Annotated in this window: 22 protein-coding genes and 5 pseudogenes; 18 read left to right on the top strand and 9 right to left on the bottom strand. The window is 67.1% G+C overall.

Going from position 1 to position 25,933, the window contains the following annotated elements; genetic code table 11:
* Nucleotides 1-3: 3 nt before the first annotated feature.
* The gene (locus tag OG798_RS40100) at nucleotides 4-2,574 is read right to left on the bottom strand and encodes a SpoIIE family protein phosphatase (RefSeq protein ID WP_328758605.1); all 2,571 of its coding nucleotides are present in this window, start codon (nucleotides 2,572-2,574) and stop codon (nucleotides 4-6) included.
* 233 nt (nucleotides 2,575-2,807) lie between these two features.
* Between OG798_RS40100 and OG798_RS40095 the strand changes: the two genes are divergently transcribed.
* Nucleotides 2,808-3,311 carry a hypothetical protein gene (locus OG798_RS40095; RefSeq protein ID WP_328758604.1) on the top strand — a complete coding sequence of 168 codons (504 nt, stop codon included), beginning with the start codon at nucleotides 2,808-2,810 and terminating at the stop codon, nucleotides 3,309-3,311.
* A gap of 252 nt (nucleotides 3,312-3,563) precedes the next feature.
* Here the strand turns inward: OG798_RS40095 and OG798_RS40090 are convergent, their stop codons facing one another.
* Both OG798_RS40090 and OG798_RS40085 read right to left on the bottom strand, forming a co-directional pair.
* The gene (locus tag OG798_RS40090) at nucleotides 3,564-4,499 is read right to left on the bottom strand and encodes an RNA polymerase sigma-70 factor (RefSeq protein ID WP_267063940.1); all 936 of its coding nucleotides are present in this window, start codon (nucleotides 4,497-4,499) and stop codon (nucleotides 3,564-3,566) included.
* Nucleotides 4,500-5,209: 710 nt separating this feature from the next.
* A complete protein-coding gene (locus OG798_RS40085; protein WP_328758603.1) occupies nucleotides 5,210-5,383 on the bottom strand; it encodes a hypothetical protein in 174 nt (57 codons plus the stop codon).
* A 443-nt stretch (nucleotides 5,384-5,826) separates the two neighbouring features.
* On the opposite strand from OG798_RS40085, the gene OG798_RS40080 reads away from it, so the two are divergent.
* Entirely contained in the window at nucleotides 5,827-6,357 is a 531-nt protein-coding gene (locus tag OG798_RS40080; protein WP_328758602.1) for a hypothetical protein, read from the top strand.
* A gap of 103 nt (nucleotides 6,358-6,460) precedes the next feature.
* Here OG798_RS40080 and OG798_RS40075 read toward each other — a convergent pair whose 3' ends face one another.
* The 3 genes from OG798_RS40075 to OG798_RS40065 all read right to left on the bottom strand — a co-directional run bounded on the left by OG798_RS40075 (nucleotide 6,461) and on the right by OG798_RS40065 (nucleotide 9,098).
* Nucleotides 6,461-6,802, bottom strand: a complete 342-nt coding sequence (locus OG798_RS40075) for a hypothetical protein (protein ID WP_097224397.1) — start codon at nucleotides 6,800-6,802, stop codon at nucleotides 6,461-6,463.
* Nucleotides 6,789-7,340, bottom strand: coding sequence for a hypothetical protein (locus OG798_RS40070; RefSeq protein WP_328758601.1), 552 nt, complete (start codon nucleotides 7,338-7,340; stop codon nucleotides 6,789-6,791). The genes OG798_RS40075 and OG798_RS40070 overlap by 14 nt, the downstream gene beginning before the upstream one ends.
* A gap of 402 nt (nucleotides 7,341-7,742) precedes the next feature.
* Nucleotides 7,743-9,098, bottom strand: coding sequence for an NAD(P)/FAD-dependent oxidoreductase (locus OG798_RS40065; protein ID WP_328758600.1), 1,356 nt, complete (start codon nucleotides 9,096-9,098; stop codon nucleotides 7,743-7,745).
* Between the two features lie 890 nt (nucleotides 9,099-9,988).
* Between OG798_RS40065 and OG798_RS40060 the strand changes: the two genes are divergently transcribed.
* The 6 genes and pseudogenes from OG798_RS40060 to OG798_RS40035 all read left to right on the top strand — a co-directional run bounded on the left by OG798_RS40060 (nucleotide 9,989) and on the right by OG798_RS40035 (nucleotide 14,779).
* A complete protein-coding gene (locus tag OG798_RS40060; protein WP_328758599.1) occupies nucleotides 9,989-10,420 on the top strand; it encodes a GntR family transcriptional regulator in 432 nt (143 codons plus the stop codon).
* Entirely contained in the window at nucleotides 10,417-11,331 is a 915-nt protein-coding gene (locus OG798_RS40055; RefSeq protein WP_328758598.1) for an ABC transporter ATP-binding protein, read from the top strand. The genes OG798_RS40060 and OG798_RS40055 overlap by 4 nt, the downstream gene beginning before the upstream one ends.
* Nucleotides 11,328-12,284, top strand: a complete 957-nt coding sequence (locus OG798_RS40050; RefSeq protein WP_267063165.1) for a transporter — start codon at nucleotides 11,328-11,330, stop codon at nucleotides 12,282-12,284. Before OG798_RS40055 ends, OG798_RS40050 begins: the two co-directional genes overlap by 4 nt.
* Before the next feature lie 72 nt (nucleotides 12,285-12,356).
* Nucleotides 12,357-12,743: pseudogene (locus tag OG798_RS40045) on the top strand (methyltransferase); the annotation flags it as partial.
* A gap of 147 nt (nucleotides 12,744-12,890) precedes the next feature.
* Nucleotides 12,891-13,964, top strand: coding sequence for an acyltransferase family protein (locus OG798_RS40040; protein WP_257037416.1), 1,074 nt, complete (start codon nucleotides 12,891-12,893; stop codon nucleotides 13,962-13,964).
* Nucleotides 13,965-13,999: 35 nt separating this feature from the next.
* Nucleotides 14,000-14,779, top strand: coding sequence for a polysaccharide deacetylase family protein (locus OG798_RS40035; RefSeq protein ID WP_121414634.1), 780 nt, complete (start codon nucleotides 14,000-14,002; stop codon nucleotides 14,777-14,779).
* A 305-nt stretch (nucleotides 14,780-15,084) separates the two neighbouring features.
* Here the strand turns inward: OG798_RS40035 and OG798_RS40030 are convergent.
* Nucleotides 15,085-15,387, bottom strand: a pseudogene (locus OG798_RS40030) (IS110 family transposase); the annotation flags it as partial.
* A gap of 612 nt (nucleotides 15,388-15,999) precedes the next feature.
* Here OG798_RS40030 and OG798_RS40025 point away from each other — a divergent pair.
* The 3 genes and pseudogenes from OG798_RS40025 to OG798_RS40010 all read left to right on the top strand — a co-directional run.
* Nucleotides 16,000-16,191: pseudogene (locus OG798_RS40025) on the top strand (CorA family divalent cation transporter); the annotation flags it as partial.
* A gap of 1,378 nt (nucleotides 16,192-17,569) precedes the next feature.
* Complete coding sequence (locus OG798_RS40015; protein WP_328758596.1) at nucleotides 17,570-19,606, top strand: hypothetical protein; 2,037 nt, start codon at nucleotides 17,570-17,572, stop codon at nucleotides 19,604-19,606.
* Nucleotides 19,607-19,867: 261 nt separating this feature from the next.
* Nucleotides 19,868-20,257: a hypothetical protein gene (locus OG798_RS40010; RefSeq protein WP_097224408.1), complete on the top strand. Its 390-nt coding sequence runs from the start codon at nucleotides 19,868-19,870 to the stop codon at nucleotides 20,255-20,257.
* A 48-nt stretch (nucleotides 20,258-20,305) separates the two neighbouring features.
* Here OG798_RS40010 and OG798_RS40005 read toward each other — a convergent pair whose 3' ends face one another.
* Nucleotides 20,306-20,608 (bottom strand): hypothetical protein, encoded by a 303-nt coding sequence (locus OG798_RS40005; RefSeq protein WP_328758595.1) that lies wholly within the window; start codon nucleotides 20,606-20,608, stop codon nucleotides 20,306-20,308.
* A 168-nt stretch (nucleotides 20,609-20,776) separates the two neighbouring features.
* Here OG798_RS40005 and OG798_RS40000 point away from each other — a divergent pair, with 168 nt between their 5' ends.
* The 4 genes from OG798_RS40000 to OG798_RS39985 all read left to right on the top strand — a co-directional run bounded on the left by OG798_RS40000 (nucleotide 20,777) and on the right by OG798_RS39985 (nucleotide 22,535).
* A complete protein-coding gene (locus OG798_RS40000) occupies nucleotides 20,777-20,920 on the top strand; it encodes a hypothetical protein (RefSeq protein ID WP_328758594.1) in 144 nt (47 codons plus the stop codon).
* Nucleotides 20,921-20,972: 52 nt separating this feature from the next.
* Nucleotides 20,973-21,272, top strand: coding sequence for a hypothetical protein (locus tag OG798_RS56675; RefSeq protein WP_373559040.1), 300 nt, complete (start codon nucleotides 20,973-20,975; stop codon nucleotides 21,270-21,272).
* Nucleotides 21,273-21,381: 109 nt separating this feature from the next.
* On the top strand, nucleotides 21,382-22,032 hold the full coding sequence (locus OG798_RS39990; protein ID WP_257017146.1) for a hypothetical protein: 651 nt from the start codon (nucleotides 21,382-21,384) through the stop codon (nucleotides 22,030-22,032).
* Between the two features lie 41 nt (nucleotides 22,033-22,073).
* Nucleotides 22,074-22,535, top strand: coding sequence for a hypothetical protein (locus OG798_RS39985; RefSeq protein ID WP_097227240.1), 462 nt, complete (start codon nucleotides 22,074-22,076; stop codon nucleotides 22,533-22,535).
* 267 nt (nucleotides 22,536-22,802) lie between these two features.
* On the opposite strand, the gene OG798_RS39980 is transcribed toward OG798_RS39985, so the two are convergent.
* The gene (locus OG798_RS39980) at nucleotides 22,803-23,108 is read right to left on the bottom strand and encodes a hypothetical protein (protein WP_328760233.1); all 306 of its coding nucleotides are present in this window, start codon (nucleotides 23,106-23,108) and stop codon (nucleotides 22,803-22,805) included.
* Between the two features lie 26 nt (nucleotides 23,109-23,134).
* Between OG798_RS39980 and OG798_RS39975 the strand changes: the two are divergent.
* The 3 genes and pseudogenes from OG798_RS39975 to OG798_RS39965 form a co-directional block, all read left to right on the top strand.
* Nucleotides 23,135-23,221 (top strand): annotated as a pseudogene (locus tag OG798_RS39975) (carbohydrate ABC transporter permease); the annotation flags it as partial.
* Nucleotides 23,222-23,283: 62 nt separating this feature from the next.
* Nucleotides 23,284-24,977, top strand: a pseudogene (locus OG798_RS39970) (class I mannose-6-phosphate isomerase).
* Nucleotides 24,974-25,864 carry an ROK family protein gene (locus tag OG798_RS39965; RefSeq protein WP_328758593.1) on the top strand — a complete coding sequence of 297 codons (891 nt, stop codon included), beginning with the start codon at nucleotides 24,974-24,976 and terminating at the stop codon, nucleotides 25,862-25,864. Before OG798_RS39970 ends, OG798_RS39965 begins: the two are co-directional and overlap by 4 nt.
* The last annotated feature ends 69 nt before the right edge of the window (nucleotides 25,865-25,933 follow it).

The following is a 25,933-nucleotide window of genomic DNA, read 5'->3' as shown; positions in this document are numbered from 1 at the left end:
GCATTACCAGGGCTCGGGACCGCGTCCCGGGACGACACCAGGGTCTGCGGGTGTCGCGGGCGACGCGGAGCCGAGGACGGGTCGCTGCTTGGACATGGGTGGTATCCCAAGGGCCTGTGCGTGTGCTGATGCGGGGGCCAGATCTGCCTCGGCCCAGACCACCTTGCCACCCGATACGGTGCGGAAACCCCATCTGCGGGACAACTGGGCGACCAGGAAGAGACCGCGGCCATTCTCGTCATGGGTGCGTGCGCTGAGCAGACGTGGGGGGCAGGCGCTCGTGTCGAACACCTGGCAGGTCAGGACCTGGTGCCGGATCAGGCGCAGAGTGATCTGGCCGCTGCCGTGGCGGACGGCGTTGGTGACCAGTTCGCTGACGATCAGCTTCGTGGCGTCCTCAAGACCTCCCAGGCCCCATTCGGTCAGCTGTCGGGCTGCCATGTGCCGGGCGATGCGGGCAGCGGTCTGGTCGCTGGGCAGCACCCAGGAGGCCACCTGGGTGGGGCTGAGCGTACGGGTCCGGACAAGGAGCAGCGAGGCGTCGTCGGAGGGTGCCTGCCCCGGGAAGGTCTCCATCGCGCGACTGCAGAGTTCTTCCAGGGAGCGGCTCGGTTGCGCCAGAGCGGTGCCGAGGCGGTGCATTCCCACGTCGATGTCGTGGTCGCGGGTCTCGATGAGGCCGTCGGTGTACAGGCCGAGGAGACTTCCCTCGGGCAGTTCCAGCTCTACGGCCTCGAAGGGGACTCCCAGCCCGATACCCAGTGGGGTTCCGCTGGGCAGGTCGGGGAAGGTGACCCGCCCCTGCGGGTCGATGATCGCGGGCGGGGGGTGCCCGGCCCGTGCCATGGTGCACCGGCGGGTGACCGGGTCGTAGACCGCGTACAGACAGGTGGCCCCCACAGCCCGGGGGTACTGCTCCGGGGCGTCGGTGTCCTCCTCGGCCAGCCGCTGGACCGTGTCGTCGAGGTGGGTCAGCAGTTCGTCGGGGGGCAGCTCCATGTCGGCGAGCGTGCGCACGGCGGTGCGGAGCCGGCCCATGGTCGCGGCGGCGTTGATCCCGTGTCCGACCACATCACCGACGACGAGTGCCACCCGCGCGCCGGACAGCGGGATCACATCGAACCAGTCACCCCCGACACCGTGATCGATGTCAGCGGGGAGGTAACGAGACGCCGTCTCAACGGCCGCGCCGCCCTTCAAACGGCGCGGGAGCAGGTTCCGTTGGAGGGCGAGGGCAGCGGTGTGCTCGCGGGCGTACTGGCGCGCGTTGTCCAACGCCAGCGCGGCGCGGCTGACGAGTTCCTCGGCGAGGAGCACATCGACCTCCTGGAACGGCCCCTGGTCTGCGGTGCGGATGAACAGCACCATGCCCAGCAGGGCACGCCGCACCCGGATAGGAATGACCATCAGGGAGTGCATGCCGTTCTCGTGGATCTTCTGCGCCCGCGCGGGGTCACGGTCGATCCATGTACCCGGAGCGGTGTCCAGGACCGGCTCAAGGTGGGGCCTCCCGGAGCTCAGGACGTCGGTGAAGGGCGAGGCGGGCGGCCAGGGGACCACCTCACCGTGCACCCACGGGGACTCCGGGACCCCATGATGAATCGATGCCAGACCTGTGCGCCTGAAAACAGGGAGGCGCTCGCCTGTGAAGCCGATGTGAACCGGGGGCCCTTCGCCACCCGGGACCGACTGCTCAAGGTCGACGGCGACGTAGTCGGCGAGCAGAGGCACGGCCAGGTCGGCCAGGTCCTGGCTGGTCTGCATCACGTCCAGGCTGCTGCCGAGGCGGATACTGCTCTCGCTGAGTATGGCCAGGCGATCGCGCGCCCGCCGGCTCTCGGTGACGTCGACGCTGATGACGCACACCCCCAGCACCAGGCCGCCGGCGTCCCGGAGGCAGAAGATCGAAGCTGCGAACGTGTGCTCCCGATACGGGCTCGACGGCAGCCGCGTCCGGTAGCCGTGGACCTCGGTGGGCCCGCTGTGGACAGCCTGTCGCATCGCTGATGCGAGCGCTTCGGTCTCGACACCTGGCAGCACATCGGTGAATCGACGTCCGATCCGTCGGTCGCGGGAAATACCGTCGTGGCTCTCCATCGTGTCGTTCACCCAGGCGCAGCGCAGTTGCGGGTCCCCCACGACGATGCCCATCGGGACACGAGCGAGCAGCGACTCCCGCAGCAGTCCGTTCGTCGCTTCCCCGGAGACCTCGCCGATGTCGGTCACGGACACGAGCCACCGGACCGATTCGCCCTGCCCCCACAGCATCGAGACCCGCAGGCTCACGTCGAGCCTGTGACCATCTCTGTGCCGCAGCGTCGTCGTGCCCCACCAACCGTGCTGGGCATGGCACTGCTCGACGAACTCCGCCGTCGTCGGCGCTTTTTCGGGGTGCAGCAGTACGACTGAGGCCGACCGGCCCACGACGTCGCCGGCGGAGTGTCCGACCAGCCGCTCAGCGGCCCGCGTCCACCCGACCACCGTCCCCAGCTCGTCGAGCATCGCAATCGCCGACTCCGAGGGCTCGCGGATGTTCGGCTGCTTACCGGGTATCACTTTGTCAGTGCTGATCATCGAGTCGTTGTCCTCGGATAGGTCGCGGCGGGGCAAACGCCTGCGGCACGCAGTGCTTCGTCACCGTTCTCAATTCCGGACTCGGACATGAGCGGGATCGCGTCGCTACTTGTCCCTTTTCAGGCCATTGACCAGATGACTCTGTGATCTGTGACAAGGGATGCTGCCGCGATGGCGGGCTCAGACGGTTCTCCCGCGCGGGGTCGGCCGGTGCGGACGTACGGTGCTGGTATGTGCGCCATGCGGGAAGACGGCGCGGTACAGCCCTACGGGCCTCGTCCGTCCTCACCGCATCCGGGTCGATTCGCCGGGCGAAGCTGGACCGGCTGCTGGAGTTCGCCGTGCACGACACGGGGGTGCTCGCCGGTGCGATCTTCTTGCTGGCGTCCCACGGGCAGGCGCTGCGGTTGGAGGTGACCGCAGGACTACCGGCGGAATATCTGACGCCCTTGTCCCGGGTGGCGCTGTCCCGTCCTGTTCCGGTGCGGGAGGCGCTGCGTCAACGACGGCTGGTCTGGCTGAGCGACCCCGAGGAGTTCGCCCGGGCCTATCCGCGTACGGCGATCGCACTTCCGTACCACTGTGCGGCGACCGCGGCACCGATCATCACCGGCACCAGAGCCTGGGGTATGCCGCTGCTCTTGTGGCCCGACTCCGACACCGCCGGGGCCACGGCCGCCATATATCAACCATGGGCACCCAACGGGCCGAGGACGACTTGCGTCCGCGGGGGCTGATGCCGGCCGTCGGCCACACAGCCGTCCAGCACGACCTTGTCGCTACCGCTCGCCACGGTCCCCCAGCATGGCGGACGTTGAGCGCCACAGGCCTCTCACCCCGGCTTGTACGGGCTCGCCGACTGCCGATTACCACCCGCCAAACCGGTCGACGGAGGCGTGATCGGAACGCCTCCGTGGCGCGCCGGACCCGGCCTCCGGTGGTGAATTCGCGGCGGCCGGCGCCCGGTTGAGGAAACTGGGGAGCGTGGCTCACCCATGGGCCGATGCAAGACCGGGAACAGTTGCGCAGCGGGCACGGGAGTCCAGAAATGCGGCGATCTTGCTCGGGTTGAACACCCACATCACCTTGCGTATGCCTTCCCTCGAAGCGGCGATCGTCAGGATCGCGGTGGGAGAGCCGTCGCGGTACATCATCACGCTCGTACGGCCATTGGCCTGGACCAGTCCCAGGTCCGCCTCCCGCCAGAACCGCGGAGTGGCGGTCGCCAGGTTGGCCACACGCGCACGGCCCACCACAGGTACACGGGCGGCGCCTCGGAGACCGTTGCCGTCGGACAGGCTGACGATGTCAGGGGTGAGGACGGCTTCCAACGAGGCCACATCCCCGGTGCGAGCCGCTGAGACGAAGGCATCCAGCAGGCGTCGATGCTCCACCGCGTCCACACTCGCCCGCGGCTCGCCCGACAGACGCTTGCGGGAACGACTCACGATCTGGCGCACGTTGACGACGCTGAGCTGCAGGATCCCAGCAATCTCCGGATAGGAGTAGTCGAACGCCTCGCGCAGGACGTACGCGGCCCGTTCAGTGGGACTCAGCTTCTCCAGTACCAGCAACAGGGCCAACTCCAAAGCCTCCGCCCGCTGCGCGCCCACCTCCGGGTCCAAACTGGTGTCGACAGGCTCGGGCAACCACGGCCCGATGTAGGTCTCCCGACGCACCCTCGCCGACTGCGCCACGTTGATGGCCAAGCGGGTCGTCGCGCTCGACAGGAAGGCCACCGGGCTCACCACAACGGAGCGGTCGGTCTTCTGCCAACGCAGCCACACCTCCTGGACCACGTCCTCAGCCTCGACCACACTGCCGAGCACACGGTAGGCGATCCCGAAGAGGCGCGCCCGGTGCTGCACAAAGGCAGAAACAGCCTCGTCAAGGTCACTCGTGATAGGGGACGACTTGAGATACATGATCCTGCGGTCCTCGTTTTTCCGGATACGGCTGTCGCGTGGCAAGGTCATTTCGCTACCGCGTGCAGCCAGGCGGCTTCGACAATCCGTCCTGCGACGCGCTCCTCACGGCCGACATCGCGCCGGGCATGAGGCTCCGCTTGGCTTGTTCGGGTGGTGCGGGAAATGTGGCCACCAAAAGTCACGACTGGTCCAATCGCGTCTGAACCAGAGATCCGAATCGGCCCCGCTCCTCCGACCGAACCGGCACATAGGAATGTCGCAGGCTGTTGTCGGGACAATGGCGGTCAGGCAGAGACATCGTGGTCTCGCGGCCCGCCCCTTGGCTCACACCAGGACTCTGAGCAACAGCTGCACTTTTCTTCAGGTAATGGAATTCATTCTTCGCCAACCAGGCCATAATGAGCCATATTGGCATGTAGACGCATCGCATAATTGAGTGATTCGGCTGGCCGGCAGAGCGGCAGGACCTGCCTCAGGGGGTCGGCATGCGGCCTTCGGCACAGCCAACGGTTGACCATCGACCCCGCACTGGGACAGGCAATGAATTTCGCAGCCTAGCCCACAGGGAATGTGACAATGGCGTCCTCGAACCGAGGGCGGCCGGAGCGCCGAAACAGCCCCCATTCGCGGCAACGGCCCGCTGTCACGCCTCCATGTCCTCGCGTGGCACAGCGACTGCGCCGTAGCGCTGCTCGCCGACACTCTTCTTACTCTCGGCCAATGACCAGCCGGCCGACACGTAGACGTGCCACGGATGGCGGTTCGATCCGGCCGGCCCAGTCAGCGGCGGACAGCACGCGCTCCACCACCTCCTGCGGGACATGCCGGTCGGTGAATCCGCGTACCGCCCGGCTGCTCATGACCGCCTCATGGACGTCCAAGACCGCACGCCTCCCTCATCCACTTGACCTGTCGAACCAATGACCGGCGGGGATCGAAAAATGTGACACGGAGCCCGACACACCATGAGCGGCAGTCGCACCGGGACGCTCCTCACACGGGCGGCCATGCGGTGGGCACCGCGTCCGGACAGCCCCGAACAGCCAGAGTGGCTCCGGGCGCTCCTGAGGCGCATCGCATGATCTAGTGATTCGACTCGACCGCCGGCCGACAGGCCCTCGAGCACGCAACGCACCGTTGGGGGCAGTGATGCTTTTCGGTACGGGCACCGTGCGAACGCGGCATCGCACGACTGCAATCGTGGCGGATCTTCCGCAGAGCACGATGGAGCCTGGTCAGACGTCACGGTGCCCTTGTGGGCTGCTGGTGCATGTCATGTCGGCGGGGTACCCATTTCCGCGTCCGGGCCAAGCGGCACGCAGCTATGACGAGACGTCTCCAAGAGGATTTGGCCCGCCTGCAGATCCAGGAGCAGCCGCCGGAAAGGGAACTTGCTGCGGTCGTGGCGCATCTCGGCTCGGTGCGACGGGTTCTCAGCACCTTCGAGTCCTTGATGTGTGCCCCGGCTGCCGCGGAGCAGACCCAAGTTCCGAAGCCCGTCGTCCCGCAGACGGAGATTGCCTCCACCGAGTCCGCCAAGTCCGCGAACATCGCGACGACACCTGCGCCTCGGGCGCAGAAGCCGCCGAGCAAGAGCGAGGACGCGGACCGTCCTGCTCCGGCTGGGGACGACACGGACGGGCAGAAGAAATACGGCCAGCTCACCGAGCAGATCACGGAGTACTTCGCCGCAGCCGACGACGTCGATGTACGGGCCCTTGATATGGCCGCCGCTCTGGGCCGTGACTCCGATAGCGAAAGCATCAATGGTGTTCGCCGCACACTCGAACGCCGTGAGTCGGCGACAAACGAGGGATTCGGGTCCGCCGAGTCGGCCAAGGCCACTCATCGATGACGAGGCGAGTGTCGGGCTGCGGTCCACTGCCCTGAACTGCTGCTTCGCTCGCAGCGGGCGGAGGGGCCCGCACTCCGGGTGATAGTGAGCGGCGCCCGGCAGTTCAGCCCAACGATCCCAGGAGCACAGCGAAGCACAGGGCCATGGCCACAGTGATCAGGATCATCGCGGTGAGCGTTCCTCGTAGCCATCGCGTGAAGCGGACATGGTGCTGCTGCTGCACCTCGCTGATGCTTGCAGCGAGGTGTTCCGTCACCATGCGTGCGACGTACGTCTGTTCCTTGAGATACCAGCTCGCGATATCCACCTTCTGCTCCTGGGTGAGCCCCGGCACCCGCGTGGTGAAACCCGCCACGCGCTGCCGTGCTGCTTCCAGATGAGCGTGCCGGTACAGGAAGGTCTCGATGTCGGTCAGGCCGCGTGCGGCCTCCTTACTCGTGTTCATGGTGTGCTCCACAGGAAAGGCAGTAAGCCCGGGTGCGCGAAGGCAGAAACGCCTTCAGCGCTTGGTAGGTGGACGAAGGCAGGGACCGAAGCCGGACGCCGTGTAGAGGGCTGAAGCAAGCGGTACGGGCGACAGGCGTGGCAACCTCGTCGTACGACACCGGCCGAATGTCGGCGGGTGCGGCCCAGACGGCCCTGTCTTCGGTGGTGGCGTCGGCCATGTCGCCGGCGGACTCGCAGAGCTGGGTGGAACGGATGGCCGAAAAGAGCATTCGCGACTGCCTGACGGGCAGAGCGACATGGTGCCTTACACCGGCGACTGCCTCTGTCGAAAGGAGGTTCGCCGTGGTGCAACACAACGTCTCCGTGGCGGTCTCGTCGTCGATCACAAAGCCCAAGTCCTCGGCCAGACCTTCGCCCGTGAGTACGTCACCTCCGCTGGAGGCCGGAACCACAACCGCCTCATGTCCGTGGGATCTGACGCTCGCAGCGGTCTCGGCATCCATGCGCCCACCGTCGTCGATCGCAACGGCCCTCATGGAGAATCCTTCCCTTGCGCGACGGCTTCCCACGGAAGAGCCATAGGGAAACCGTCGATCGCACCGTTGTGGTGCGGCCTTCACAACAAATGGACCGAGCAGCTCGTCCACCTGTGACAGGCGTCCTGCGGCTGCCGGATGAAGGGAAGCCCACGATGCAGCACGCGTGGCCGCATCGTGCGCGGGCGACGTTCCCGTGAGCCGACGACGAGTCAGCGCGGCAGCTCGGCTCGCTCCCATTCTGGTTGTCCGATCGGTCGGAAACACCTGCCGCGCCGCGCCACGAGCCCAGGCCCAGTTGCCGTGCTCCGTCTCCTGCCGAGCGGCATGCCTCCGCTCACCGCCCCCTCCGGCGGGCTGCTGCCGCCTGGCGCCGGCAGCCTCTCGGCCTTTCCCGCGTGCTCAGGCGGCCCTGTGGCCACTCGTCGGGCTCTCCCCAGGGCGCTGCGGATCGCCGCTCGTGACGAACGCGTCCCGTGGATGCTGGACGGAGGCGAGGGAGACGAGATCTCGGCCGAAGACCGCAGCCGTGAGCCAGACCGTGAGGACGCGGATCTTACGTTCCCATGAAGGCACGGCCAGGACGTGATAGCCCCGGTGCATCAGCCAGGCAGGAAGCCCCTTGATGACGATCCTCTTGTACTGGAAGATGCCCCGTCCCAGCCCCAACGTGGCCACCACCCCCAAACTGCTGTGGCGGTAGTTTTTGATCCGCCGTCCGCGCAGGTCGGCCACGATGTTCTTCGCGAGGCGTCTGCCCTGCCGTACGGCGTGCTGGGCGTTCGGCACCGTGTGAGCCCCCGGCACCGTTGAAGCCAGGTCGGGAACGGCCGCGTCATCGCCGGCCGCCCATGCATCCGAAACGAGTTCGCTGTCGGTACCCACGCGCAGATCGGGCCGGACCACAAGCAGACCTCGCTCGTCGATCGGGAGATCCGAGTGATTGTGCACGACCGGATTGGAGGCATTGCCGGCGGTCCATACGACCAACGCGGAATCGAACTCCTCCCCGTTGGAAAGCACTACATGGCCGTCGGCGAGGGAGCGGATCTGTGTGTTGAGGTGAACGTGCGCGCCACGGCGTTCCAAAGAGCGCACCACCCAGGCGCCCGGCTTGTCCCCCACCTCGGGCAGAATGCGGCCCCGGGCCTCGACCAGATGGAAGGACAGCTCGTCGCTGCTCAGCTCCTGATACGACTTCAGCATCGCCGTCGCGAGCGACAGCAGTTCTCCGAAGCCCTCGACCCCGGAGAACCCGCCACCCACGAACGTCACGGTCAGCAGCCTTCGCCGCTCGGCGCCGGGAGGCAAGGACGCCGCCTGGTCGAACGCGGTCATCAGCCGGTCGCGGATGGCCACCGCCTCTTCGACGTGCTTCAGACCGATCGCGTGCTGCGCAAGCCCCGGGATGGGGAAGGTGCGGGTCACGGCGCCGGCGGTGACGACGAGAGTGTCATAACTCAGCTCGTAGTCAGCTCCCTTGGCAGGCCGTACCGTGATCGTCCGGTCTGCATGGCGGATCGCGGTCACGGTCCCTGCGACCAACCGGGCACGGCGCAGGTGCCGCCGCAGCGACACGGCGGCGTGACGAGCCTCGACCGATCCGGCCGTCACCTCCGGCAGAAACGGTTGGTATGTCATGTAAGGGCGGGGGTCGACAACCGTGATCCGCGCCTCTGCTGTACCAAGCCTCTTCTCAAGGCCCCATGCAGCGTAGAAGCCTGCATAGCCGCCACCGACAATCACAATTTCACGCATCAGACCCTCTGTTTGTTGTTCGACACCTGTTAGACAAGACAGGGCCAGACGGTGTGACACAGCTGTAGCAGTGGGATTTCGCACTCATGTGACAGCACAGGCACTGGCCGTGCCGCAATTTGCCGGTGCTCCGAGGCGGGCGTCATCAACGAGGCAGAGCCCTGCAGGGCCTGGGCATATCCGCCTCTGCCGGATCCCCTGATGAGCAGAAGGGTCCGCCGGAGGCCGGAGAGCCAGGCGGCGTGCGCGGTGAAGGCTCGCTGTCGCCCCGCGACCTCCACGAGGGCGAGCAACGACTCGTGAGCGGGTTGGACACAGTGCGCATCGAGTCGTACGTGGTCCGGGGCCTGTTGCAACCGCCGATCACACGACCTCGCGATGCAGGATCGCGTCGATGCGGCGATCCGGTCAGCAGGAACAGCCCCGCCACACAGAGGGCGATCCATACCGACAACACCACAATGCCGCTGGTCAGTCCGTCGTGGTCGAAGTAGGCGATGCCGTCCACCGCGCGGACGCCGCCGCCGGCGGGCATGACCGAGGCGAGCGGCATCACCATGACCAGCATGAAGATCGACGCCAGCGGAACTCCGACCGGACCGAAGATGCGGATCGGGAGCACGGTGGCTTCCGCGACGGCCCCGCCGTCAGCATCACGAGTCCCGCGATGCCCAGGAAGAAACCAGGTATGGCACCCCGCCAGCCCGCCGACAACCGGCGAACAGCGCCAGACTGAACACGCGCTGTCCGAAGGACAGGCGCGGTGCCACTTGATACTTGATAGGTCGTCTGGGCGTGGCGCTTGCCATAGGCGTTTGACAGTGCCCCGGACATCCACCATGCTTCCATTAATTCATTAGCACAAGCATGGTGGAACCGAGGAAGGCGACGTGATCGACTACCGGATCGACCGTGGCAGCGGCGTACCGGCCTACGTGCAGATCATCGAGCAGACCGAGCGAGCGCTCCGGATGGGCTTCCTCAAGGTCGGGGACAAGCTGCCCACGGCCAAGGAGGTGGTGGCGGCGACCGCCATCAACCCCAACACGGTACTCCGGGCCTACCGTGGCTTGGAGCAGGCCGGCCTGGTCGAACTGCGCCGCGGTCTCGGAACCTTCGTGACGCGATCACTCGCCCGGCCCGGCACAGAGGACGACTCGCCGCTGCGCCGGGAGGTCACCGACTGGGTGGCACACGCCCGGGCCGAAGGCCTGGAACGGGCCGATGTCCTCGCCATGGTCACAGCAGTTCTGGACGCCTACGACAACGAACATGACAGCCACACCCCGGGCGACCGGGAACGGAAGAAGGAGGACGCATGACCGGGCCTGACGCGCCGGCCGCGTTGCGCGCCACGGAACTCGGATTCCGGTACCGGAGGCGGGGCGGCTGGGCCCTACGGGACTGCGAGTTCACCGTACCCGGCGGTCGTATCGCCGCCCTCGTAGGGCGCAACGGCGCCGGCAAGAGCACCCTGCTGCACCTGGCCGGCGGCCTCCTGCGAGCCGGTTCGGGGGAACTGCGTGTGCTGGGTACCGCGCCCGGCACGTCCGCGGCTCGCGCCCGGGTCGCCCTGCTCACCCAGGACAAGCCGCTCTACCCCCGTTTCACTGTGGCGGACACCCTGCTGATGGGCGAGAAGCTGAACTCCTCGTGGGACCGGACGGCCGCCGAGCGGATCGTCCACGAGGGCGGCATCCCGCTCCACGCCCGCGTCGGCGACCTGTCCCCCGGGCGGCGCACCCGCGTCGCGCTTGCTCTGGCCCTGGGCAAGCGGCCCGAACTCCTGCTGCTCGACGAGCCGTTGGCCGACCTCGACCCCGTGGCACGAGGCGAGATCATGGCGGAGCTCATGGCCGAGGCCGCCGAGCGCGGCACGAGCATCGTGCTGTCCTCGCACGTCCTGCCCGAACTGGAGGAGACCTGCGACTGGGTGCTGGTGCTGCGCGACGGCCGCGCCGAGCTGAGCGAGGACGCCGAGGCACTGCGCGAGAGCCACGCCCTTCTGACCGGACCCGCCGACCGGGCCGACGCCCTGGTCGGACAGCACACTGTCGTACAGCGCCGTACCGCCGGCAGGCAACTGACCGCCCTGATACGGCAAGGCGGACCACTGCGCGGTGACTGGCACGTAGCACGGCCCAGGCTGGAGGACATCCTGATCGGCTATCTCCAGGCCGACGAGGCACCGGGGCATCCCGCCGCGGGCGAGCGGACGGAGGCGGCGGCGTGAAGGGCTCCTTCTGGCTCGCCTGGCGCCAGCAGCGCGTACCAGCAGGCATCGGTGCGGCCGCGCTGGTCCTCACCGCGGCGATCGCCGCGTACTACCGCTCGGGCATGCTGGACGCACTGCGCAGCGGGCTGTTCGACCACTGCGCCACCGGGCCGCTGTACTGCACGCGGTCCGACACCGGCCTGCCCCTCCTGCTGGATGTCGAACCGCTGAAGTACCTCGGGGCGCTGAACATCGCCCTGCCCGTCGTCATCGGCGTCTTCTGGGGCGCCCCGTTGCTGGGCCGCGACCGGGAACTGGGCACACACCGCCTGGTCCTCGCCCAGGGTCTGAGCCGCGGTCAGTGGTTCGCCTCCCGGTTCGCCCTGGCCGCGGCGACCACGACCGTCCTGTCCGGCCTGCTCGCGGGAGCGTTCGCATGGTGGTGGCGACCGGCCGCCGACCGCAGCTACGGCCTGTTCTGGTATGACAACACGGCCCTGAGCGGCTCGGGCCCTCGCGTCGTCGCGGCGGCCCTGTTCGGCCTGGCGGCCGGCACACTGCTGGGCCTGCTGGCCCGCCGGGTCCTGGCAGCGATGGGCCTAACTCTGCTGGTGACGGGGATGATGACACTCCTGCTGGAGTGGACACACTGGGCCCGGCTACTGGTCCCGCCGCGCACCTACGTCAGTGCCGGCGGCACCCCCAAAGCGCCGATGGGCGAGAAGTGGTCGACCGGTAACTACGGCCTGATCACAGCCTCCGGCCGCCACGACTCCGTGTTCAACTGCCCCTTCCCGTCAGGTGCCCAGCTCAAGGAGTGCATGACGGCGCACGGGTACGTGGCCCGCTTCTACGAGGCCAACCCGGCCGGTGACTACTGGACCTTCCAGTGGACCGATACCGCCATCCTCGGCGGTCTGGCCGTGCTGCTCACGGTCGTCACCGTGCTGCTCCTGCGCCGCCGCGTCTGACGTCGTCGCCGTACCGTCTCCCTCACCTCTCACCCGGATTCCCCCCTTTGTCTGTACGGAGGTCGCTTCGCCATGCCCGTCGACGCCAAGTCGCCGAAGAAACTGCGCCACAACCGCGCCGCCCTCACCCACAAGACCGGTTACGCCCTGCGCCACCCCGGCCGCGTCGTCCGGTACCTCCGCCGGGCTGGCCGGGACGCGTGGCTGTGTCTCAAGCACCCCGACCACGTCGGCTACCACCGGGCCGTGATGGCTTCGGACACCCGCCGCAACCCGGAGGCCGCGGTCGGCAGCCAGACCCACGACCGGTGGCTGGCGCTCGAGCAGATGCAGTTCGACTACCTCGTCGAACACGGCCTGCGCCCCGAGCACCGCATGCTCGACATCGGCCGCAGCAACCTACGCGGCGGCTGGCACTTCATCGGCCACCTCCACACCGGCAACTACTACGGCTTCGAGGACTGGGAGCAGCGCCCGCACGGTCCGTCGAAGATACGCGTCAGCCGCTCGCCCCTACCCACTGTCTGCTGACACGGCCCCGACGTGCCGTCCCCCGAACCTCACAACGAGCAGTCGCGCCTGACCACGATAGACGGGCTACGTCTGGTGGCAGCGCTGATGGTGGCCGCGTACCACTTCCTGGGAACGCCCACCCCACACTTCTGGGGCAGAACCGAGCTCCGGGATCTCGCCCCGTTCCTGCACGAGATCAGCGGCTACGGGTGGCTCGGCGTCGAGTTCTTCTTCCTCATCAGCGGCTTCGTGATCTGCATGAGCTGCTGGGGAAGAACTCCCGCACAGTTCGCCGTCTCCCGAATCTCACGGCTCTTCCCGGCCTACTGGTGCGCGGTACTCCTGGTCGTCCTGCTAGTCCTGGCCTCGCGGCTGGGCCATCGGCCCGCCACCACGCGCATCGACCCCCGTACGATTCTGGGGAACCTGACTATGGCCCCAGGGCCGCTGGGGCTCGATCCGGTCGACGGAGTCAGCTGGACCCTCTGGGTGGAGGCACGCTTCTACCTGCTGATGGCCGCACTGCTCGTCTTCGGCCTGTCCTACCGGCGGGTGGTGGCCTTCTGCGGAGCCTGGCTCCTCGCCGGTGTCATCGCCCTTGAACTCCACTCGCCCCTGCTCGACGACTTCGTACTGCCCCGGTACACCGGCCTGTTCGTCGCCGGGATCGTGCTCTACCTCATGCACAGGTTCGGACAGAGCCTCCTACTCTGGCTACTGCTCGGTTTCGCCTGGTGCTACCAGCTCACCGTGCTCGAACTGCGGGTGGCCGACCACGCCGCCGCACCCCCTGGCGAGGGCCGGCCCTCTTGGGCCGTCTGCGCGGTCGTTCTCACCCTCTGCCTCGGACTGCTGGCCCTCGCCGGAATCGGCCCGCTCGCCGGACTGCGATGGCGTTGGCCGGTCACCGCGGGGGCGCTCACCTACCCCTTCTACCTCGTCCACCAGAGCCTCGGAATCCCCTTGGCCAAGGGCTTGATCCGGGCGTTCCCGAGGCTGGGGCCGCTGCCCTCGATGGCGCTGTCCGTCATCTGCATGCTGGGGCTGTCCCTGCTGGTCCACACCCTGGTGGAGCGTCGGCTCGGACGCCGTCTGAGGCATCGCCTGACGCTCGACATGCGGCCGCGGGACCTTGCCGCGCAACCCGCTCTCACCCGCACGCGGTAACCCCGGAACCCCACCCCACCGATGAAAGGGCTCGTATGTTCTTCAACGCACGTACAAGACGGTCACGCATACTCATCGCCGTCGCGACAGCGGCGGCCGTCGTCCTGGCCGTCGCCGTGACTCTGACCATGACGGTGACGACCTACGATCACACGTCGCCGCGCGCCGCCCGGGGCAAGGCATCGGGATCGGTGACAGGGAACGTCGACTGCCGTAAGGCGAAGTGCGTGGCCCTCACCTTCGACGGCGGCCCCAGCCTGACGACCCCCAAGCTGCTGGACATCCTGAAGCAGGATGATCTGCACGCGACGTTCTTCGTGCAGGGCAAGGGCCACATCGCGAAGTACCCCGAGATCCTGCGTCGCATCTCGGACGAGGGGCACGAAATCGGCAATCACACGTGGTATCACGAGGTTTTGACGGATATCAACACGGACGACGCCCGTCAGGAGCTGACCCGGACACAGGACGCCATCGAGAAGATCACTGGCACCAGGCCCATCCTGATGCGTCCGCCGGAGGGCCGCACCAACCGCAAGGTGGCCAAGATCTGCCGGGACCTGGGGCTGGCGCAGGTGCTGTGGAGCGTCACGGCCAAGGACTACGAGACGACCGACTCGGCCCTGATCACCAAGCGGGTGCTCGACCAGACCCACCGCGACGGCATCATCCTGCTGCACGACCTGCACAAGGGGACCGTTCCCGCCGTCCCGGGAATCATCAAGGCGCTCAAGCAGCGCGGCTACACCATCGTCACGGTGTCGCAGCTGCTCGCCCCCGCCAAGCCCCAGCCCGGGATGGTGTACAGGCCCTGAGCCACATCAACGGCGAGTGGCTCCTCGGCAGAGTGAGCGTCGCGGCGCAAGGCCTGGTGGACGACGTCGGAAAGCCAGCGCTTTAGGACGCGGATCGATTCGGTGGTGGTGTCCCCGGCCTGGCGGCGGCGCTGTAGGTAGTCCCGTGCTTCGGGATGAAATTGGGCTTGCGTGATCGCGATGCGGTGCAGTGCGACGTTGAGCTGGCGGTCTCCCATACGGCTGAGTCGGTGACGTTATCGGTTGCCGGACCACACGGGCAGAGGCGCGGTTCCGCTGTGCCGCGCGTAGGCACTCTTTATCTGCTTGGGCTGGGTGAGACTGCGAGCAGGAGGGTCGAGTTCGGGGCCGAGTTCGTGCAGGTGCCAGCGCAACCGGTTGATCACGAGGGTGCGTTCGGCGACCATGTCGTCGCGGTGGTCCATGAGCAGGCGCACCTCTCTGCTCGCGTCGTCGAGGTGCGCGGTCGGCAGGTCCGGTTCCCGCAGTGCAGCTCGGGCTGCGGCCAGGGCGTCGATGGGGTCGGACTTGCCGTAGGTGCAGGCGGCGGTACGGCGGTGAGTCATGAGTTTGGGCGGGACGCGCACTATCCGCTCGCCGTCGGCGAGGTCTTCCACCGGCGAAGTGCGGATCACTCCCGCGGACGCGGGGGTGATCCGCTACTCTCCGTCCCGTTGGCCTGCCGTCAGCTCTCACGCAGTCTTGAGGGAGTCGCGGGCGCGCCCTCATGGTGAGTTGTCCCGGGAGAGACCAGACGACCCTGTGCCCTGGAATGCTGGGCGGCTTCGTGTTACTGACGTGCGTAGATGGCCTTTCGGCTGTCTCACGCTCGTGCTCGTTGACGCGGCCGGAAGTCCCAGAAAGGTCCCAGAGAGTTCCCGCTGCTCTTGGACGTCATGCCCGGATCCCCAGTGGCGGGCACAGGCCGGGAGACGTATGTACTGGCGCAGTCCCTGCGGCAGTACTGCAGCATCTTCCGTGCCGCCATCGGCCACGAAGCGTGACCGGAGCACATGGTCGGCGGGCCTTCCAGAGCACGCCCAACGATCACCACCCGGCAACTCTCCTGGGGAGAATCTGGGGAGCACGAGCCGCCGTGGGGAGCGCGTGGGGAGAATGGGCTGCGTAACGCGGCACGATCCTGAAAGAGCCTGAAAGGGGTATCCATCCAGGTCAGAGTCGGTGCTGGACGCATCACCGCAGGTCAGCACATCTTGGTAGACAACTTCAAGAAGATCTCGTCCTGGGCGGCCATCCTGTTCGCCCCGACCCTGGTCGGGACGATCTACGGCATGAACTTCGAGCGCATGCCGGAGTTGCACTGGGTGCTCGGATATCCCTTCGCGATCGTCCTGATGGCGATCGTCTGCACCAGTCTGTACGTCATCTTCAAGCGGAAGGACTGGCTCTGACCCTGCGACGGCGAGCGTTGACCTGCGAGAGCGACGCCGCTGTGGCGCGATCTGGGAGCGGACGGATTCCACATGCTCCGGCATACCTCCACCTCGGTCATCCCCGAAGCGGGCGAGTCAGTCGTCACCCTGGCCCGACGGCTCGGCCACTCAAGTCCAACCATCACCCTGGACTACTACGCCCACTTCATGCCTGAGGCCGGCGGCGAGGGGCGCGGGGCCATTGACGCCTTGCTCGGCCAACCCGCCGCTGCCACCGGCCGCGTAGCGCCTTCCACCGCCGCGCGAAGGGCGTTGCCGTACGTCGTGGTGATGACAAGCGGGAACCTCTTCGTCTCCCGATCAGGCCCCCGAACCGCCCCACGGCAGCTCCACCTCGACTGCGGGGTACTCCATGAAGTACTGGGCCAGGGCCGCGGCGACCGACGGAGGCATCTGGACGCTCCTCGGCCTTCGCCAGACGCTCGCTCAACGAGTCGATTTCACGGCGGAGTCCGGCCGGCTCCTCTCGCGCGGCGGCCTCACAGCGGGCGCAGCTCCTCGATCAACGAGCTCATCCGACACCACCCACGCTCCGCTTCCGCTCAAGCGTTCCGACGCCGCCCCAGAGTGCGGAGAAGCAGCAAGCCGCCGCGAACAGGCCGGAGTTTCCGGCTTGCCCAGGGCGGCTCGGTCGGCCGACGGCCGCACCACGGGTAGCGCCTCCCTGATGGGACAGCACCCTCAGCGGTACAGCCTCCTGCGCGCCCACAGGAACCCGATCGCCCCGGCCACGACGAGGTCCGCCGAATCAGGGCGGCGTCGTTCGTTTTCCACCCGTTCCCCATTCACGGAAAACAGCGATCTACGCGCAGTGGATCGTAGCCGTCTCCGAATGGACGTTGTGGTCTCCCCAGTAGCCGTTGGCGTTGCGCGGCGTCGCGTTGCCTATGTCGCTCCGGTATACCCCGCCACTGGTGGTGAGCCGTGAGCACGCTGATGACGCCCTTGACCAGCTCGTCGCGAATGCTGTTTGTGCGCGGCCAGGGGTCTGGTAGGCGGGGCGGCGCCGTAGCGGCCGGGCCAGCAACCTGGCCGCACGGGTCCGGCCCCGAAGTCGACAAAAAGCGTAAAGAATCTTCCCAAGGAAAATAAAAGAATCACCCACTCTGGAACGCATCTCGACTCACATGAGCCAAAAACGGACTATAGGCGGGCGCTTGGCGATCAATTAGCGATGGACCGCGCACATACCGACCTCCAGAATGCACTGCGGCGCGGACCCACCGGGGGGACCGCCTGAGCCCCGGGAAGGATCCCGACCTCCATGTCCGTCTTTCGCTTACCCATACTTACCTCCAGACGTCCCGCGTCAAGGCCGATCGCCGCCGTCATTGTCGTGGCCGCCGCCCTGGCTGCCGGGTCTCTGACGACCACGACGCCGGCCCACGCGGCGTCCGGCACCCCGGCTCAAGCACCCCGTGCGACATCGCACAGCACTCACTCCCAGTCCGCCGCCCAACTGACCTGTGCGATCAACGACACCAGCGGCTGCCTGAACAACACCGCCACCAGCACCTACACCACCACGACCAGCCCTGCCGACGCCGACGGCTCCGGCAACAGCTTCAACGCCGCCGACCTGACGAGCACAGCGGGCTGGCAGAGCGGCAAAACCGTGACCGTCGACGGCGCCACCATTACGCTGCCGAAGTTCGGCACCGGCACCTACGACAACATGCTGGCCTCCGGCCAGACAATCACCGTGCCCAGCAGCGGCGCGGTCAACACCGGCGACGCCGTGGTCTTCCTCGCCTTCGCCACCGGCGCCGCAGCCAAGAACGTCACCGGCACCATCACCTACGCCAAGAACAACTGCCTGACCAGCGGCCCCGCCGACCAGGACTATCGTCTGGACCCCGTGCCGGACTGGCTCTCCGGCCCGTCCTCCGCGGCCTCGATCACCCTGGTCCACGAGAACCACAGCGACAACACCCAGACCCGCCCGAGCTCCGGCCCGAAGGTCTATGCCATCAGCGTCCCGCTGGCCTGCCCCGGCTCGGTCATCAGCAGCATCTCCCTGCCCCTGTTCACCAACGGCGTCCAGGCAGGCCGGCCCACCCCGCACATCCTCGGGCTGGGCATACGGCCGATGACCGTCACCGGCAGCGGATCCAGCGCCCAGCACTGGGTCGGCACCTGGGCCTCGGTCCAGGACACCGACAAGGTGCAGTTGTCCGACGACAGCACAGCCACCGTCAACGGCCAGACCCTACGTATCCCGGCCCACGTCAGCATCGGCACCGACAGCGGAAACGGGGCGCGCATCCACCTGTCCAACGCGCTGGGTGGCACCCCGGTGACCTTTGACGCGGCCTCCGTTGCCCTGCAGGACACCACCGCAGGCGGCGCCACCGCAGCCGCGGCACCCACAACGCTGACCTTCGACGGTTCCGCCTCCGTCACCATTCCCGCAGGCGGCGACGCCACGAGCGACCCCGTCACCCTGACCGTCCAACAGCAAGCAACCGTACTGGTCAGCTTGCAGGTGCACGGCTCGGTGTCCGCCATGCCCGGCCACTCTGTGGCTCGGACTCCCGTCTGGGTCAGTGACCCCGCCAACCGCACCAGTGACACAGCCGCCGCCTCCTACATGCAGAGCACCTACACCGGTCTGCCGTACCTCTCAGGCATCGACGTCACCACCTCCACCTCAAACCCCACCGGCTCGCTGGTCCTCTACGGAGACCAGAGCGTCAACGGGGACACCGCAAGCGAAGACGGCGGGCATCACTTGAGCGAAGCGATCACCAACGCCCTGGTCAACGATCCCCACGGGGACACCTCCGTGGACTACGGCGTGCTCAACGCGGGCACCCACAGCAATAGCCCGCTGCCGCAGATCACCGACAGCACCGATCTGCTCAACGCGCTCAACCCCCTGGACCGCAGCGTGTTGGTCCAAGGCAACGTGCGCACCGTCCTCGTCTCCACCGGCGCCGCCGACCTGCTGAACTGCACCAGCAACGCCGACACCTGCGCCACCGAGGTGGAGATCGGACTGGCCTCCCTCAAGACCCAGCTGAACTCGTACTACACCGACGACAGCCAGATCTACATCAACCAGCAGCCGATCACCCAGAACTCCAACATCACCGTCTATCTCGCCACCATCCCGCCGTTCACCGCCGCCCACCCCGGCACCGCGACCCAGGAGGCCGCTCGCGAGCAGGTCAACAACTACCTGCTCGACAATTACCCCGGCCAGTTCATCGACTTCGCCGCAGCGGTCTCCACCGACGGCACCGCCACATCCTCGACCGTCAAGGCCGCCGACCTCTCGGACGGCAACCCGTCCGACGCGTACTACGCCGACCTCGCCGGCCGATACGTCAACGACGCCGACTCCGGCGCACTCATCTACCCGCCCAACTGACCCCGCTACCGCACCCAGGCCCCGCCGCTCCCACCAGGTACGGCGGGGCCTGGCCAGCACCTCGCAGGCCGCCTCAGAGGACGGTGCGTATTACATGCTCATGTCGAACAATGTTCCGCTCATCAACCTCGGGCGTATCTTCCTCGAACAGTCAAGCGAGAGGGGTCGCCATGGTCCTTTCCCACCCGCTCTCGGAGGACAAACTGAGGGAGAGCTGATGCAGTCCAACCACGACAGGCTGTTCGCGGCCGGTACGGCCTGATGGGTTCCTGGATCCTGGCGGTGCTCTTTGTGAGCCTCGGGCTGGCCTCCGTGCGTCTCCAGAAGGGCCGACGTCTTCTCGGCCTGATCAAGGCCTCCAGCACCACGGGAACCCTGTGCTACCTGCTCGGCTGGTTCCAGGTCTTCTTCGCTTTCCCGTCGCACGCATGTCCCGACTTCGACTACATGCTCCCCATCGTCCACTTCGACCGCTACGAGAACAACGTCTTCCCGCTGCAGGCCACCTGCTACTGGGACGACGGTCAGCAGAAGGAACTCGTGAGCGGCTGGGTCAACCCACTCCTGTTCACGTGCATGGCCGTATTGACCGGCTGCCTGGTGACGCTGGCGGTCCTCGCCTACCGCCGCTACCGGCAACAAACGAGTTGAGCGACACCACTCACATACTCACCGAAGTCAGGCCCTCTACCGCCCACGTCAACCGACCTCAACCTTGAAGGGGCTTCCGTTACGGACGCCCAGGACTGCCCTCACCACCAGGGGGTGCGCCGAACCATCCACCGTGAACTCGGCCCTCCCGATGCCCAGGCGGGCGGTTTCCTGTCCGCGGTAGCGGAAGTACACGGCTATTTCGTGCGGACCCGTGGTGACGGCGATTTCCGTCGTCCCCCACTGCGCCGCCGATTCGGTCCCGTCGACGTCCATGAACGGGCGGGTGAAAGCCAGGTGGAAAGGTCGGGCTATCCATGAGGGGCGAATCTCGATGCTCAGTCGTGCCATCACTCAATCCTTGTCGTTGTATTTCTGTTTTCCGTCTCCGTGCGGCCCGCTCGGCGTTAAGGCTGAGCAGCGGGAGCGCCTCGGGCATCGGTGGCGGGAGTGCGGGCCGGGCGCTGGTTCTGGTTCGGTTCGTTCAGAGGCTGCGGGGAACCAGCCAAAGGGGAACACATGACGAGGAACACCACTTCGTCGACCGGTTCGAAGTGGACCGGCATGACGCCGGTCGACGACACGGCCCTGGCCGTCACCGACACCGGCGAACCCGGCATCTCCGTGGTCTACCTCAATGAGCTCTTTTCAACCTGGCAGTGAGAGGGGTTGGTTGGCTGTGGCGGGCTGTACAAGGCAGTGAAGCTCCTGGTAGATGTTTGCCGCCGATACCGACGCCGTGCACCTGCTCGCCGCCGCGCTCCACGCCTGCCAGACGGTGATCGCCCAGCGTCAGGTCGCCGCGAAGAGCAACGAAATCCCCGCGTTCGCCCCGCTGCTGGACCGGATCGACCTGCGCGGCGTCGTCGTCACCGCCGATGCGATGCCACACCCAGCGAGCCCACGCCGAGCACGTCATCGTCGCTGGCGGGTAACTCCCTCACGTTCACATGAATTTGAGGCTCTCCTGAGCATTTCTGGATCTCTTGCGCCAAGGTCGTGTGGCCGGATATGAATGTCGCGCACACGACATCTGGGGAAGCGCCGCGGAGGCGCTGTGGTGTCGTGGGCTCGGCTTTGCCGACCTTTGAACCACTCGACCAGACTCATCGAAACGGGGACAAATGAAGCGCGCCATAACGCGTACCGCGCTTTCCTTCATGACCGCTGCGGGCGTGCTGCTGGCAGCAACCAACGCCGGCGCTGCCACGTCGGACGACGAACCGGTACCGGCTGACGACGCACAGGTTGTTCTGAACGACGGAACCGTCGCGCACGTCAACGACGAAATCGAGTTCACTTTCACCGGAGACAAGACCGCCACCAAGAGGCCGCAGGTCGCCGCGGCTTGCCCTGAGGTGAACGATCCTCCGACGTACAAGGTGAAAGGCGCACCGTACTTCCTGCCGGACAACAAGAAGCCTCAGTCGACGTGGCTCCTGCCTCGCCAAACGGTGTCCTGGACGGTAACGGGAAGTCACACCTTCACTTGGGACTTCGCTGTTGGATACGAGGCCGAGGCCAGCATTATCGTCGAAAAGGCCAAGGTCAAGGTCGACACCAAGATCAGCAACTCGTGGACCTGGACGGGCACGCAGACCGTCACCGACACGAATACCACCAACAAGGGGTACCGGGCCGTGCTGGGGCAGGTGGGCTGGAAGCTCACCGCTGTGAAGACGTGGATCGCGGCTCCCTGTAACGTCAAGACGAAGACCATTGTCGTGAAGGCCCCGCGCAAGGGTGATATGTCGATTGGGCGGCAGAATTCGTGACGCGAACCGGAGCTCGACGGAACGCGGCGGCGCTGTGCCTCGTGGCCGCGGCGGCGCTCACCGGGGCCTGCGACCCCAGTGAGCCGGCCGGCTCGTCATCGCCCACGCCCCGCACGAGTCAGTCTTCGTCCAGCGCGGTTTCGGACGGCAAGGCCGCACAGGCGATCCTGGATCAGGCCTTCGTCGGCAGACAAGAGCTCGGGAGCGGATCCGGCGCCCTGCAGTCGCAGCTGGGAAACACCTTGCCCGCGCCGGACAAGAATGTGTTGAGCGTGACATTCGCCTTCACCTGTACGGGAAACGGCAAGGTTTCCTTCAAGTTCGCCGTCAATGGTAAGAACGTCTCGTCAGCGGCACACGCCAGCACCTGCGACAGGTCGGTCTTCCAGCAAAGCGTAGAGGTCCCCGACTCCGGTCCCATCACCTTCGAGGCCGACGTGACCGGCTCGGAAAACGGTGGTTTCGCCTACGCCTACTACACCGAGAAGAAGCAAGTGCCGTAACCGGATTCTTACGGTGCCCAAATGCGAGGGCCCCTTGCCGCTGCGACGGCAGGGGCCCGCTGCATGGACTATCGGGTGTCGATCACGTGGTCTTGGCGCGCTCGACAGCGAGCAGTTCGAGGCGCTCGAGATATCGGCATTTCCCAGGCGCACTACGGGAAACGTCTCCGCAGATCGACGAATCATCACACCATGTCCCCCCCCAGCCAACGCCCTTTGACGACACCGCCTGGCACTGGGCGAGCGGCGTTGGCTCAGGCATGTGCATCAGCGTGATGGCAAGGCCGGTGCGTCGTCAGCATGCTTGGGAATGGCGCCGATCTCGTTCAGTTCGCGGTCTCGGCGGTCGGGGGCGAACGAGATGGCCGCCATCGCGATCAGCGTCGTCACGATCACGAAGGCGATCACCATCCACAGGCTGCCGTCGGCCCATAGGACCATCGCGCTGGCCAGTGCCGGGGTGAAGCTTGCGAGCAGGATCGAGGCCATCTGGTACCCGATCGAGATGCCGGAGTACCGCACCGAGGTGGGGAACATCTCGCAGTACAGCGCGGGCAGAGGCGCGTAGACCATGGCGTGCCCGAGGGCGAGGAACAGCCATCGCCATCCTGCCTGTGCTGGTGCTCTTCGTCTTCTCGCAGCGCACTCTGGTGTCCGGGATGCTCGCCGGAGCGAGCAAGGAATGAGCGCCTCCGCGCCGCCTCTCTCCCCCCTCTCTCACTGACACCCTGTCCGCGAAGGAGACCGTGTGTACCGGCTCGATCCGCGCTACGCCCCCGCCCCGCAGGCCGTCCTCCACACGGGATGGCAGGCAGTGGCCTCTCAACTCCCCCACGGCCCCGCGGTGGTGGCCATCGAGGGGCCCCCGTCCGTCGACTGGTCCCTCCTCGGTGATCGCCTCGAACGCGAGCTGACCGGGCGCGGTACTCCCGTCACTCTGCTCGACATGCGAAGCCATTACGCACGGCCGGCGCACGTCAGGAGCCGCACCGAACGGCCGGCAGACGCCGACGACCCCTACTTCCGCAAGCTCGCCGACAATCCCCTCGACGACCTCTTCGAGATCCTCCCGGTATCCGCACCGCCGAAGGAAGGGTTGCTCCTCGTCTACGGGCCCGGCGCCGCCCTCGTGGACCACGACCTGCTCTGGTACGCCGATGTGCCCAAGCGATACGCGGAGGCCGCCGTCGGCGCGGGTGAGCCGGGCGTCAACCTCGGTCTGCCGGGCGAGAATCCCGACTTCAGACGGCTGCTCTACATCGACTGGCCGATGCTCGACCAGCACCGCGACTCGCTCGCACACCGACTCGATGCCTGGCTCGACATGCAGAGCCCCGACCACCCGGCGTGGATCGACGGAGCAGGCCTGCGCGCCACGTACGCCGCGCTGGCCCGTAAGCCCGTCCGCACCCGCCCGTACTTCAACTCCACTCCCTGGGGCGGCCATTGGGCGCAGCGCGAGCTCGGCTTCAACCCCGACGCCCGCAACACCGCGCTCGGCTACGAACTGATCGCGCCCGAGGCCGGCATCCTCATCGGCACCGGACCGCAGGCTCAGGCCGAGGTGCCGTTTCAACTCATGTGCGTGCTGGAACCGGACAACGTGCTCGGGGCACAGGTGCACGCCCGCTTCGGCGCGTCTTTCCCGATCCGTTTCGACTACCTGGACACCGTCGGCGGCGGCAGCCTCTCCGTGCACTGCCACCCGAAGGAGTCGTACATGCGGGAACGTTTCGGCTGGGACTACACCCACACGAGACGTACTACCTCACCCGCGGCAGCACCGACACCAAGGTGTTCCTCGGCCTGCGCGAGGATGCCGACGTGGACGCCTTCCGCAAGGAGGTGGAGAGGGCCGTCACCGACGGAGTGCCCATGGACCCCGAGGACCACGTCCTGGCCTTCTCCGCCGAGCAGGGCCAGCTGTTCATGATCCCGGCGGGCACCCCGCACGCCAGCGGCGCGGGCAACCTCGTGCTGGAGATCAGCGCCACCCCCTATCTGTACAGCCTGAGGTTCTACGACTGGCTGCGGCCCGGTGCCGACGGCAACCCGCGCCCCCTGCCCTACGAGCACGGGTTCGCCAACCTGGAGGCCGGACGTCATGGTGATGCCGTCGCCCGTGACCTGGTTCAAGAGCCGCGCACCCTGCGCGAGGGCACCGGGTGGCGGGAGGAGGTCATCGGCGGGCTGGCCGAGATGTTCTACGAGGTCAGGAGGTTCGTGCTCGACGCCGAAGCCGAGGCCGCCGACGACACGCAAGGACGGTTCCACATCCTGAACGTGGTGGAAGGGGAAGGCGTCACGGTGCACACCGCGGCCGGAGACCGGCACGAACTGGCCTACGCGGAGACGCTGACCGTGCCGGCCGCGGTCGGCCGCTACACCCTACGAGCGGCCGGTGGCGGCCCGGTGCGTGTCGTGAAGGCGTTGGTCCGTTGATTCCTGTCCTGGAGATCGGCGGCACCCATGTCACCGCGGCGCTCGTCGACCTGCGCGACGGGCGTGTCACCAGCCGCACGCGCAGGCCGCTCGACGCGGACGGCGATGCCGAAGACATCCTCGGCATGGTCCGACACTGCGCCGACGGCCTATCGGTACCTCCTGGTGCGCGGTGGGGCGTGGCGGTGCCAGGGCCGTTCGACTACGCAAGGGGGGTTGCCCTCTTCAAGGGCGTGGGCAAGTTCGAGGCCCTGTACGGGATGGACGTACGAGCAGCACTCCTCGACGGACTGCTGCAGCGTCCCAGCGACGTCGTGTTCCTCAACGACGCCCACGCCTTCCTGACCGGCGAGTGGTCCGCAGGTACCGTCCGCGGACACCGCCGCGCCGTGGGCATCACGCTCGGCACCGGTGTCGGTTCGGCATTTCTCGCCGACGGCCGCATCTGCGACAACGGTCCCGGCGTACCACTCGAGGGGCGGATGGACCTCACCGAGATCGATGGCCGGCCGCTGGAGGACACCGTCTCACGCCGGGCGATCCTCGCCCGCTACGGCGACCCCGCCGCCGATGTGCACGACATCGCCGGACGAGCCAGAGCCGGGGAGGCACGGGCTCAACGGGTGCTTGACGACGCCTTCACCGGACTGGGCATCGCGCTGGGCCCGCGCCTGCTGGACTTCGGCGCGACCGCCCTGGTCGTCGGAGGCTCCATGGCCCGCTCCTGGGACATAGTCGCCCCCGCGCTGTCCACCGGTCTCGTGACCGGAGGCTGGACGGCCGGCGGACGGCGTACTCGTGCGATGAAGCCTGCCGGCCCCGCGGGGGACGCCGCACTGGTGGGCGCGGCCCGCGCGGCGGTGCTCGCAGGCGGCAAACCCAGCTGACCTTCTCGGCCCTTGTCCGAGACGCGGGTGTCCAAAGGGCGTCACCGAAGGTTTCGGTGACGCCCCTGA

Source organism: Streptomyces sp. NBC_00271 (assembly GCF_036178845.1).
Classification (GTDB): Bacteria; Actinomycetota; Actinomycetes; order Streptomycetales; family Streptomycetaceae; genus Streptomyces.
The sequence above is the reverse complement of the archived record's forward strand: the minus strand, read 5'-3'. Positions and strand labels throughout refer to the sequence as shown.